Origin of the sequence: Malikia granosa, from assembly GCF_002980595.1 — a bacterium.
GTDB lineage: Bacteria > Pseudomonadota > Gammaproteobacteria > Burkholderiales > Burkholderiaceae_C > Malikia > Malikia granosa.
The window spans coordinates 1-10658 of the sequence record NZ_PVLQ01000101.1; the positions used below are offsets into that span (position 1 = coordinate 1).

General features: G+C 69.6%; 10 protein-coding genes and 1 other RNA gene. 5 read left to right on the forward strand and 6 right to left on the reverse strand.

Features of this window, described 5'->3' with window-relative positions; all coding sequences use genetic code 11:
* Positions 1-127 precede the first annotated feature (127 nt).
* Together ffs and C6P64_RS16405 are read right to left on the reverse strand one after the other, a co-directional pair.
* An RNA gene (ffs, locus tag C6P64_RS16400) (signal recognition particle sRNA small type) lies at positions 128-224 on the reverse strand.
* A 20-nt stretch (positions 225-244) separates the two neighbouring features.
* Complete coding sequence (locus C6P64_RS16405) at positions 245-2053, reverse strand: gamma-glutamyltransferase family protein (protein ID WP_105749616.1); 1809 nt, start codon at positions 2051-2053, stop codon at positions 245-247.
* A gap of 87 nt (positions 2054-2140) precedes the next feature.
* Between C6P64_RS16405 and dnaX the strand changes: the two genes are divergently transcribed.
* The 3 genes from dnaX to recR are packed head-to-tail and all read left to right on the forward strand — an operon-like array spanning position 2141 to position 5226.
* Entirely contained in the window at positions 2141-4252 is a 2112-nt protein-coding gene (gene dnaX / locus C6P64_RS16410; protein ID WP_105749617.1) for a DNA polymerase III subunit gamma/tau, read from the forward strand.
* A 31-nt stretch (positions 4253-4283) separates the two neighbouring features.
* Positions 4284-4616, forward strand: a complete 333-nt coding sequence (locus C6P64_RS16415; RefSeq protein ID WP_105749618.1) for a YbaB/EbfC family nucleoid-associated protein — start codon at positions 4284-4286, stop codon at positions 4614-4616.
* A gap of 10 nt (positions 4617-4626) precedes the next feature.
* Complete coding sequence (gene recR / locus C6P64_RS16420; protein WP_105749619.1) at positions 4627-5226, forward strand: recombination mediator RecR; 600 nt, start codon at positions 4627-4629, stop codon at positions 5224-5226.
* 104 nt (positions 5227-5330) lie between these two features.
* Here recR and C6P64_RS16425 read toward each other — a convergent pair whose 3' ends face one another.
* The 3 genes from C6P64_RS16425 to C6P64_RS16435 form a co-directional block, all read right to left on the reverse strand.
* Positions 5331-6917: a transglycosylase SLT domain-containing protein gene (locus C6P64_RS16425; RefSeq protein ID WP_105749620.1), complete on the reverse strand. Its 1587-nt coding sequence runs from the start codon at positions 6915-6917 to the stop codon at positions 5331-5333.
* 71 nt (positions 6918-6988) lie between these two features.
* Entirely contained in the window at positions 6989-7771 is a 783-nt protein-coding gene (gloB, locus tag C6P64_RS16430; protein WP_211296874.1) for a hydroxyacylglutathione hydrolase, read from the reverse strand.
* A 42-nt stretch (positions 7772-7813) separates the two neighbouring features.
* Complete coding sequence (locus C6P64_RS16435; protein ID WP_425436773.1) at positions 7814-8677, reverse strand: ferritin-like domain-containing protein; 864 nt, start codon at positions 8675-8677, stop codon at positions 7814-7816.
* Positions 8678-8693: 16 nt separating this feature from the next.
* On the opposite strand from C6P64_RS16435, the gene C6P64_RS16440 reads away from it, so the two are divergent.
* Together C6P64_RS16440 and hslO are read left to right on the forward strand one after the other, a co-directional pair.
* Entirely contained in the window at positions 8694-9218 is a 525-nt protein-coding gene (locus C6P64_RS16440) for a gamma carbonic anhydrase family protein (RefSeq protein ID WP_105749621.1), read from the forward strand.
* Between the two features lie 7 nt (positions 9219-9225).
* A complete protein-coding gene (hslO, locus tag C6P64_RS16445) occupies positions 9226-10221 on the forward strand; it encodes an Hsp33 family molecular chaperone HslO (RefSeq protein WP_105749622.1) in 996 nt (331 codons plus the stop codon).
* Positions 10222-10328: 107 nt separating this feature from the next.
* Here the strand turns inward: hslO and C6P64_RS16450 are convergent, their stop codons facing one another.
* Positions 10329-10628, reverse strand: a complete 300-nt coding sequence (locus C6P64_RS16450; RefSeq protein WP_105749623.1) for a septum formation initiator family protein — start codon at positions 10626-10628, stop codon at positions 10329-10331.
* Between the last annotated feature and the right edge of the window lie 30 nt (positions 10629-10658).

The following is a 10658-nucleotide window of genomic DNA, read 5'->3' on the forward strand; positions in this document are numbered from 1 at the left end:
CCGATGTGATGTTTGCGGCCTTCATCACCGTCGCGTTCATCGCCGAGGTCCTTCGATTGCGTTAACAGGCCCTAGGGCTGTGGAGCATGGCGCTTCGCTGGTCGCGCGATCCTGCACGCAAGAATGGGGTGACGAGCCTTGACCCCGGCACTGGCTCCACGGTTAGGGCTGCTTGGTTCCCCACCTGACCCGGTTGGCCGCTTCCCCATGCGGGAAGGCCCGTCAAGCGAGATTGTAGCCTGAATCAGTCGCCCATCACCACGCCTTCGCGCCGCGGGTCGGCGCCGCCGAAATATCCGCCCGGTATCCGCTCGATTGCCTGCAGGCCGCTGGTCATGTCGATCTCGCGCAGCTCATGGCCACGCGCCCTGAGCGCGTCGAGGCTGGCCGGGGGGAAGCGCCCGGTTTCGAGCAGGGTCGGGCCGTTGAGGTTGCCGAAGTTGGGCAGGTCGATCGCCTGCTGCGCGTTGCGGCCCCAGTGCAGGCTGCCCCAGAGGGCCTTGGCGGTGTAGTGGATGATGAGGGCGCCGCCGGGGCTGCCGACACTCATGAGCAGCTGTCCGTCAGCCTGGTCGAACACCAGGGTCGGCGCCATCGACGAGCGCGGCCGCTTGCCGGGCTGGACCCGGTTGGCAACGGGCCGGCCCTGGGCGTCGCGCGGCACGAAGCTGAAGTCGGTCAGCTGGTTGTTGAGCAGGAAGCCCCTGACCATCTGGCGCGAGCCGAAGGCGTCCTCGATGCTGCTGGTCATGGCGACGGCACGCCCTTGCGCATCGACGATGCTGATGTGGCTGGTGCCGTATTCCGGCTGCTCGGGCATGCGGGCAAAGCTGGTCTGCAGGCCTTGCGGGCGTCCTGGCGGAGCTATCTGCATCGACCGCGGGCCGATCAGCTGCGCGCGCCGGGCCAGGTAGTCGGGCGAGAGCAGGCTCAGCCAGGAGCCGGCCGGTGGCGCAACGAAATCGGGATCGGCGACATATTGCGCCCGATCGGCGAAGGCCAGCCGGGCCGCCTCGGTGTAGTGGTGCAGCCAGTCGGCGCTGGGCAACCCGTTCGCGCCCAGCGGCAGGGCGGCGGCAGGGGTCTGCTGCAGCAGGCCCAGGATCTGGCCGATCGCCAGCGCCCCCGAGCCCGGCGGCGGAAAACCGCAGATCCGGTAGGCCTTGGCCGGCGGCACCGCATGCTCGAAGCACAGCGCCTCGCGCTGGCGCGGCTGGTAACCCGCCAGGTCGGCCAGGCTGAGATTGCCCGGGTTGCCCGGGTGCGAGCGCACCTTGTCGACGATGGCCCGCGCCACCGGACCCTGGTGCAGGGCTTGCGAGCCCTGGGCCGCAATGTCTCGCAGCAGCCGGGCCAGCTCGGGATTGCGCAGCCGATGGCCGACCGGCCAGGGCAGGCCTTTTGCATCGTAGAAGTAGGCGGCGGCGACCGGGTCCTTCCTGAGGTGCGGGTCGGCGGCCAGCAGCCGGTTGAGCCGCGGACTGACCCGGAAGCCCTGCTCGGCCAGTTGGATGGCCGGCTGGAACAGGCGGGCCCAGGGCAGCTGGCCATGCTGCCGGTGCGCCAGCTCCAGCATGCGCAGGCTGCCGGGCACCCCGACCGAGCGGCCGCCGACCACGGCGTCGGCGAAGGCCATCGGCTGGCCGTCGGGCCTGAGGAACAGCCGCTCGTCGGCTTCGGCCGGCGCGGTCTCGCGGCCATCAAAGGCCTGGACCGAGCGGCCATCGAAATGCAGCAGGAAGGCGCCGCCGCCGATGCCGCTGGACTGGGGCTCGACCAGGGTCAGCACCATCTGCACCGCGATGGCGGCATCCAGCGCGCTGCCGCCGGCCCGGATGATCTGGTAGCCGGCCTCGGTGGCCAGCGGGTTGGCGGCCGCCACGGCAAAGCTTGAGGTCTGCCAGCCAGGCTTGTCCTGGTAGCCCGACTGGCCCTCGGGCTGGTGCGGCGCCGGCTCGGGCAGGGTGAGCAGGGTGGGCGCCAGGCTGCTGCAAGCCGCCAGCAGGCTGGCTGAGAGCAGGGCGAGCAGGCGGGGCGGGGTGGGAAATCGCATGGCTGGTCCTGTGGCTTGTCCCTGGCGGGCGACAGGGCGCATTTTGACTTCGAAGACCGGGCTCCCCCAGACCTTAGAATCGCCGCCATGTCTTACGTCGTCCTGGCCCGCAAATACCGCCCGAAGAACTTCGCCGAAATGGTGGGGCAGGAGCATGTGGTGCAGGCGCTCGGCAATGCCTTGACCACCCAGCGGCTGCATCACGCCTACCTGTTCACGGGCACGCGCGGGGTCGGCAAGACCACGGTCTCGCGCATCCTGGCCAAGTCGCTCAACTGCACCGGTCCCGACGGGCAGGGCGGCATCACGGCCCAGCCCTGCGGCGTCTGCGAGGCCTGCCGCGACATCGACGCCGGCCGCTTCATCGACTACACCGAGCTCGATGCGGCCTCCAACCGGGGCGTCGACGAGGTCCAGGCCCTGCTCGAGCAGGCGGTCTACAAGCCGGTGCAGGGACGCTTCAAGGTCTTCATGATCGACGAAGTGCACATGCTGACCAACACCGCGTTCAACGCGATGTTGAAGACGCTGGAGGAGCCGCCCGAGTACCTCAAGTTCGTGCTCGCGACCACCGACCCGCAGAAGGTGCCGGTCACGGTGCTGAGCCGCTGCCTGCAGTTCAACCTGCGCCCGATGGCGCCCGAGACGGTGTTCGAGCACCTGGGCCAGGTGCTAGCCTCGGAAGCCGTGGCGTCCGAGCCGATGGCGCTGCGTCTGCTCGCGCGCGCCGCGCGCGGCTCGATGCGCGATGCGCTCTCCTTGACCGACCAGGCGATCGCCTTTGGTGGCGGCCAGCTGCAGGAAGCCACCGTGCGTCAGATGCTGGGCGCGGTCGACCGCAGCCATGTGTTCGCGCTGATCGGCGCGCTGGCTGCCGGCGACGGTCGTACCGTGGTCGAGACGGTCGATGCGCTGCGGCTCAATGGCTTCAGCGCCGCCTCGACGCTGGAGGAAATGACCGGCGTGCTGCAGCGCATGGCGGTCGCCCAGCAGGTGCCGCAGGCGGTCTCGGCCTCCGACGATCCCGAGGCCGCCGAGACGCTGAGGCTGGCCCAGGCGCTGCCCGCCGACGAGACCCAGCTGCTTTACAGCCTGTGCCTGCATGGCCGCGGCGAACTGGGCCTGGCGCCCGACGAATATGCCGCGCTGACCATGGTGCTGCTGCGACTGCTGGCCTTCAAGCCAGTCGGCGCGGCTGAAAAAAAAACTCTGAAGCCGGCTGAGCCGGCCGCCGGTCAGCCTGTGCTGGCCACGCCAACGGCTGCGCCGGTGGCGGCTACGGTTGGAGCGATGTCACCACCGCCGGCCGTCTTGTCCCGGCCTGCCACAGCCTCGACGCCGGCTCCGGCTCCGGTTCCAGCAGCAATGCCGGCTGCCCGTCCCGCGCCTGCCGTCCAGCCGACGCCCGCCCTGCCGGCCAGCCAGGCTCCCGTGGTCGCACCTGGTCCCCGCCATGCCGCTCCCGCTGCATCGGCGTCAGCTGCTGCTCCGGCAAGAGCCGCCGTGCGCCCGGGCCCGAGTCAGGCGCCTGCTCCGAGGCCGGCGCCGGCCATGGACGATGGCTGGAGCAGTGCCTACGGCTCCGATGTCGAGTTCGATGCCGAGGCCGAGCTCGATGCCATGATGCGGGCTGCACCCGCACCGATACGCTACGAGTCGGCGCCAGCCCGGCCTGCCAGCCCGGCCCCAGCTGCCAGTGCCAGTGCCAGTGCCAGTGCCAGTGCCAGTGCCGCCAGTGCTGTGCCGCAGCCTCCGTCACGGCAGCCAGAGCCGTCGCCGTCGCAGCAGGCCATGCCGGTCGTACCGGCCGCGCCAGCTGCCGAAGCCGATTTCTGGTTCCAGACCGTCATGGCCCTGTCCGAGTCGGAGGCCATCATCGCGCTGGTGCGCGAGCTGGCGCTGCAGTCCGAGCTGATCGCCCGCGTGGGCGACGAGTGGCAGCTGCGTTCGGCCAATGCCTCGCTGCTGCAGTCGGCCGCGCGCGAGCGCTTGCAGGCGGCGCTGGTCCAGGCGGGCTACCCGGTGCGGCTGCGCATCGAGCGCGGTGAAACCATCGACACGCCGGCGCGTCGCCTGGCCGCCGCTGCGGCCGAGCGCCAGCGCCAGGCCGAGGCCACCATGACGCAAGACCCCTTCGTGCAGGCGATGCAGCGCGACTTTGGCGGCAAAATCGTGCCTGGCAGCATCAAGCCGATCTGATTCCCACTTTCAAACCCCCTAAGGAAAACACATGTTCAACAAAGGACAACTCGCCGGCCTGATGAAGAAGGCCCAGACCATGCAGGAAGACCTCAAGCGCGCGCAGGACGAGCTCGGCAACATCGAGGTCAGCGGCGAGTCCGGCGCCGGCCTGGTCAAGGTCCTGATGACCTGCAAGCACGACGTCAAGCGCGTCACGATCGACCCCAGCCTGCTGGCCGAGGACAAGGACATGCTGGAAGACCTGGTCGCCGCCGCCTTCAACGCCGCGGTGCGCAAGGCCGAGGAAACCAGCACCGAGAAGATGGGCAAGATCACGGCCGGCATGCCTGGCCTGCCCGGCGGCATGAAGTTCCCGTTCTGACTGGCTGGCGGTGAGCCAGGCCCAGTCCCTCGATGCCCTGGTGCGCGCCTTGCAGCGCCTGCCGGGCGTGGGCGTCAAGTCGGCCTCGCGCATGGCCTTCCATCTGCTGCAGCATGACCGCGACGCGGCGCTGCAGCTCGCCCAGGCCTTGCAGCAGGCGGTCCAGGGCGTGCGCCATTGCGCGCTGTGCAACACCTTCACCGAGGACGAGATCTGTCCGACCTGCCTCGATCCGCAGCGCGACGCGGGCCAGCTGTGCGTGGTCGAGACGCCGGCCGACCAGGCCGCGCTCGAGCGTACCGGTGCCTACCGCGGCCTGTATTTCGTGCTGATGGGCCGGCTCAGCCCGCTCGACGGCGTCGGCGCGCATGACATCGCGCTGCGCCGGCTGTTCGAGCGCGTGGCCCAGCCGCCGCCGCACGAGGTGCGCGAGCTGATCCTGGCGACCAACTTCACCGCCGAGGGCGAGGCGACCGCGCATGTGATCACGCAGCTGCTCAAGACGCTGCAGGTCAAGGTCACAAGGCTCGCGCGCGGCGTGCCGATCGGCAGCGAGCTCGAATACGTGGACCTGGGCACCATTGCCCACGCGCTGGCCGACCGGCGCTGAGTCACGGCGCCCGGCGCGGCGCGGGTTTCCCTTGCACTGATGCGATCAGCCGTCGCCGACTGCTGTCTCTGATGTCCGGTTGATGTCCGGTCGGGCCTTGGCCGTCAGCGCTTCTTGCTGTCGAGCGCGACCTTCAGATCGCGCGATGACCTGGGCTTGCCGCTGGTCGGCTTGGTCGCCGCCACCTTGCTGCCCTTCTCGCCCTTCCTGCCCGGCTTGGCCTTGTCGGCTGCGGCCTGCTGGGCGCTGCGTTCATCCGCGGCGGCCATCCTGGCCTCGCGCTGCGGCAGCTGCAGCACCAGCTGCTGGCCGGGCTTGAGCTTGGCCTTGGGCGAGAGGTCGTTCCAGTCGGCGACCTTGGCTGCGCTGACCCGGTAGCGCTGGGCCAGCTTGGCCAGGGTGTCGCCCTTGCGCGCCTTGACCAGGGTCCGCACCAGGATGATCTCTTCCTTGAGCAGCAGCTGGCCATGGTCGGCCAGGTGTTCCGGCACATCCATGTCGAGCTTGCCGCTGCGCGGCACCAGCAGGGTCGAGCCGGCCTTGACCAGCATGCGCAGCGGGATCTTGTTGAGCTCGCGCAACTCGCTGGCATCGACCCCATGCTGCTCGGCGGCCTGCGCGACCGTCATGTCGCGCGGTGCCTTCCAGGCGGTCCAGCTCGCCAGCGGGCCGCTGTAGCTGGCCAGCTTGGCCTCGAACTCGGCCGCGTTGTCCCAGGGCAGCAGCACGCTCGGGTTGGCCGCCGCCATGAACATCGGCTTGTTGATCGAGGGATTGAGCTGGCGCAGGTCACGCTCGCTCACGCCCGCGAGCTCGGCCACCTTGGCCACGTCCATGTCGCGCTTGATCGGCACCGCGTCGAAGAAGGGGTGGTTGCCGATCGCCGGCAGCCTGGCGCGGAAACGCTCCGGCTGGGCCACGATGTTCTTGAGCGCCTGCAGCTTGGGCACATACTGGCGCGTCTCCAGCGGCAGGTTGATCTCGGTGTAGGAGGTACCCAGTCCCTGGGCCTGGTTGCGCTTGATCGCCTTGGCGACATTGCCCTGGCCCCAGTTGTAGGCCGCCAGCGCCAGGTGCCAGTCGTTGAACTGGCGGTTCAGCCGCTCGAGGTAGTCGAGCGCGGCCCGGGTCGAGGCCAGCACGTCGCGCCGGTCGTCGCGGAACATGTTCTGCGTCAGGTCGAAGTCCTTGCCGGTGGCCGGCATGAACTGCCACATGCCGGCGGCGCTCGCGCTCGAGACCGCCTGCGGGTTGAAGGCGCTCTCGACGAAGGGCAGCAGCGCAAGCTCGGTCGGCATGTTGCGCCGCTCGAGTTCCTCGACGATGTGGAACAGGTACTTGTTGCTGCGCGCCGTCATGCGCTCGATGTACTCGGGGCGGGCGGCATACCACTGTTCGCGATCGCGTACCGGATCGCTCTCGAGGTCGGGCATCGCAAAGCCGCGCCGGATCCGGTCCCAGAGGTCGGTCGGAACGGTCAGCGGCGCGACCGCGCGCAGGCCGATGCCGGGTTCGGTGCGCAGTTCGGACAGGGTTGGATTGCCGCCGCGCCGCGCCTTGAGCAGGTAGGGCGATTCGCCAGACTGCACTGGCGCTTCAAGGTTGGCTGCTTCGTCAGGCGCAGGCAGGCTGGAGCAGGCAGACAGGAACAGGGCGCTCAGCAGGGGCCACCAGAGTCGGTGTCGGTTCATCGGGGAGGTGGGGGCAGACCAAAGGTGTTGAGACCTCAATTATCGGCCAGGGTTCCCGCCACGCGCATTTTTCAGCGGAAACCGTTCTTCCACTCGCGCAGCGCCGCAAAGCGCGCCACCTCGTCCTGGGCTGCGGGGTCGCGCTGCGCCAGTGCCGCCAGCAAGGCCGGCTCGCGGCTGCGCAGGAAGGGGTTGATCTGGCGCTCGAGCCCGATCCGGCTCGGCAGCGTGGGTTCGCCGCGCTCGCGCACTGCCTGGCAATGCGCCAGATGCTGGCTGATCGCCGCATTGCCCGGCTCGACCGCCTGCGCGAAGCGCAGGTTGGACAGGGTGTACTCGTGCGCGCAGCAGACCCGGGTCTCGTCCGGCAGCGCAGCCAGCCGGTCCAGCGAGGCCAGCAGCTGCGCCGGCGTGCCCTCGAAGATGCGGCCGCAGCCGCCCGAGAACAGGGTGTCGCCGCAAAACAGCAGCGGTCCGCCCGGCGCCTGCGCCACGAAGTAGGCGCCATGGCCGGCGGTGTGGCCGGGCACCTCGATCAGCTCGAAGCCCAGGCCCAGCAGCTCGAGGCGCTCGCCAGCGCCCAGGCGCTGCACCGGTTCGACCGCCGCCGGCAAGGCCTCGGCTGCAGGGCCGTAGACCAGGGCGCCGCTGGCCGCGCGCAGTTCGGCCACGCCACCGGTGTGATCCTTGTGGTGATGCGTCAGCAGGATGGCCTGCAGCTGCAGCCCGTGTTGTTCCAGGAAGTTCTGCACCGGCGCGGCGTCACCCGGGTCGACCACGACCGCCTGGTGGCCGTCGTGCAGCAGCCAGAGGTAGTTGTCCTGGAAGGCGGGGATGGGATGGAGTTCGATCATGGGGCGGGGCTCGAGTGGCTGTTCTGGCGGCTGGGTGGAGATTCAGGCGCCGAGCAGGTAGTCGAGTTCCTGCTGGCTGAAGCCCGCGCGCAGCCGGGCCTCCTGGTTGAAGGGCGGGCGCAGCGGCGGCGCCTGGTGGCGCCGCACCAGCTCGCCGTAATGCGCGACCGGATCCAGGCCCTGGCCGGCGCAGAGCCAGCGGTACCAGCGGTTGCCGATCTCGACATGGCCGACCTCGTCGCGCAGGATGATGTCGAGCCGTGCGATCGCCTCGAGCGCATCGGGGGTGCCGATCCGCCTGAGCTTGGCCTGGATCTGTGGCGTCGCGTCGAGGCCGCGCGCCTCCAGCGTGCGCGGCACCAGGGCCATGCGCGCGGTCACGTCATGCGCGGTGCGCTCGCACATCAGCCAGAGCCCGTCGTGGCCGTCGAAGTCGCCGTAGTCCCAGGGCTGGCCGTCTTGCCGCGGCGGCATGGCGCGCAGGTGCTCGCGCAGCAGGCCGAAGTGGTAGGCCTCCTCGGCCGCCACGCGCAGCCAGTCGAGGTAGAACTCGCGCGGCATGCCGGCAAAGCGCCAGACCGCGTCGAGCGCCAGGTTGATCGCGTTGAACTCGATGTGGCAGATCGCATGGATCAGCGCCGCGCGGCCCTCGAGCGTGAAGGGCGAGCGCTGCGCGACCTGCTTGGGCATGACCAGGCGCGGCCGCTGCGGCCGGCCGGGCAGGGCGCTGCCGGCCGGCGGCATCAGCAAGGCCTCGGTGTCCAGCGGCAGCTGCGCGGCTTCGGCATGCAGCTTGCGGGCCAGTTCGCACTTGCGCCCGATGTCGGGACAGCACAGCGCGGCCAGCGCCTGCGCGCGCAGTTCGGGCAAGGCAAGACCTTGCGGGGCGGTTTCCATGGCTTCCATCCTTACAATTCTAGGCATGAGCATCTACCAACTTGACGACCTCGTGCCCGAGGTCGACCCCAGCGCCTTCGTCGCCGACAGCGCGCAGGTGATCGGCGACGTGCAGCTCGGCGCCGACAGCAGCGTCTGGTTCGGCTGCGTGATCCGCGGCGACTCCGACCGCATCCGCGTCGGTGCTGGCAGCAATGTCCAGGATGCCAGCGTGCTGCATGCCGACCAGGGCTTTCCGCTCACCATCGGCGAGCGCGTGACCGTGGGCCACCAGGTCATGCTGCATGGCTGCACCATCGGCGACGAGACCCTGATCGGCATCGGCGCCGTGGTGCTCAATGGCGCCCGCATCGGCCGCAACTGCCTGGTCGGCGCCGGCTCGCTCGTGACCGAGGGCAAGGAATTCCCGGACGGCTCGATGATCCTGGGCAGCCCGGCCAAGGTCGTGCGCCAGCTCAGCCCCGAGCAGATCGAAGGCCTGCGCCGCAGCGCCCAACACTATATCGCCAATGCCCGCCGCTACCAGGCGGGACTCGTCAAGCTGGCTTGAGACTGAAATGACCGAATTGCACAAATCCGAATTGCACAAGTTCCTGTTCGAAGGCCTGCCGGTGCGCGGCATGCTGGTGCGCCTGACCGGCTCCTGGCAGGAAGTGCTGCGCCGCCACCGCGAGGCCGGCGGCTATCCGGCCGCCGTCACCGAGCTGCTCGGCGAGATGTCGGCGGCCGCCGTGCTGATGCAGGGCAACATCAAGTTCAATGGCGCGCTGGTGCTGCAGGTGTTCGGCGACGGGCCGGTCAAGCTCGCGGTCACCGAGGTCCAGCCCGACTTCAGCTTCCGCACCACAGCCACCGTCAATGGCGAGGTCGCCGACGGCGTGCCGCTGAGCCACATGGTCAACGTCAACGGCCTGGGCCGCTGCGCGATCACGCTCGACCCCAAGGACCGCCTGCCGGGCCAGCAGCCCTACCAGGGCGTGGTGCCGCTGAGCGGCGAGCACAACGAGAAGCTCGAGAAATTGAGCGAGGTGCTCGAGCACTACATGCTGCGCAGCGAGCAGCTCGACACCAAGCTGGTGCTGGCCGCCAACGGCGAGGTCGCCGCCGGCCTGCTGATCCAGCGCCTGCCCGCCACCGGCGCGTCCAACCTGGCCGGCAGCTCTGCCGTGCAGGCCCAGGGCGACGCGATCGGCGAGAACGAGGACTACCACCGCATCGCCACCCTGGCCGCCAGCCTCAAGCCCGAGGAGCTGCTGACGCTGGACGCCGAGACTATCCTGCACCGCCTGTTCTGGCAGGAGGACCTGCTGCGCTTCCAGCCCGAGGACGGCCCTATCGAGCCCCGCTTCGCCTGCACCTGCTCGCGCGAGCGCGTTGCCACCATGCTCAAGGGACTCGGCGTCGACGAGGTCGAGTCCATCCTGGCCGAACGCGGCGAGATCGAGGTGGCCTGCGATTTCTGCGGCGCGCAATACCGCTTCGATCCGGTCGATGCGGCCCGCCTGTTCCTGCAGCAGGACCGCCAGCCGCCGGCCAGCGACCAGCTGCACTGAAGATCGCCCACGGCCTGTCACAGGGCCTGCACAATGACAAACGGCCACCCCAAGGGTGGCCGTTTTCATGGCATCGATGGCGCAGCGAGCCGCGCCTCGAATGATGCTCAGCGCGGTGCGGCGCTGGGCGGGGTGACCTTGACGAACACCTCGTTGGGCCGGAGCAGGCCGAGCTCGTAGCGCGCGATCTCCTCGACCATGGTCATGCCGTCCTGCAGGTCACGCACCTCGCTGGCCAGCTGCTCGTTCTGCTGGCGGGCCAGTTCGTTGGCGCGGGTCTGTTCGGCCAGCTGCTGGCGGTAGGCCTGGACCTGGGGCCAGCTGCCGCGGCCCAGCCAGAGCTGGTATTGCAGCAGCGCCAGCAGGCCCCCTAGACCCAATGCCACCCAGTGGCGTGGCGCGAGCATGGCGGATGTCGATCAGCGCAGGTTGTAGAA

What these genes read in the sequence shown, in the direction of transcription:
- C6P64_RS16405 (WP_105749616.1), bottom strand. Translation starts at nt 2,053, where the DNA reads ATGCGATTTCCCACCCCGCCCCGCCTGCTCGCCCTGCTCTCAGCCAGC.
- dnaX (WP_105749617.1), top strand. Translation starts at nt 2,141, where the DNA reads ATGTCTTACGTCGTCCTGGCCCGCAAATACCGCCCGAAGAACTTCGCC.
- C6P64_RS16415 (WP_105749618.1), top strand. Translation starts at nt 4,284, where the DNA reads ATGTTCAACAAAGGACAACTCGCCGGCCTGATGAAGAAGGCCCAGACC.
- C6P64_RS16425 (WP_105749620.1), bottom strand. Translation starts at nt 6,917, where the DNA reads ATGAACCGACACCGACTCTGGTGGCCCCTGCTGAGCGCCCTGTTCCTG.
- gloB (WP_211296874.1), bottom strand. Translation starts at nt 7,771, where the DNA reads ATGATCGAACTCCATCCCATCCCCGCCTTCCAGGACAACTACCTCTGG.
- C6P64_RS16435 (WP_425436773.1), bottom strand. Translation starts at nt 8,677, where the DNA reads ATGGAAGCCATGGAAACCGCCCCGCAAGGTCTTGCCTTGCCCGAACTG.
- C6P64_RS16440 (WP_105749621.1), top strand. Translation starts at nt 8,694, where the DNA reads ATGAGCATCTACCAACTTGACGACCTCGTGCCCGAGGTCGACCCCAGC.
- hslO (WP_105749622.1), top strand. Translation starts at nt 9,226, where the DNA reads ATGACCGAATTGCACAAATCCGAATTGCACAAGTTCCTGTTCGAAGGC.
- C6P64_RS16450 (WP_105749623.1), bottom strand. Translation starts at nt 10,628, where the DNA reads ATGCTCGCGCCACGCCACTGGGTGGCATTGGGTCTAGGGGGCCTGCTG.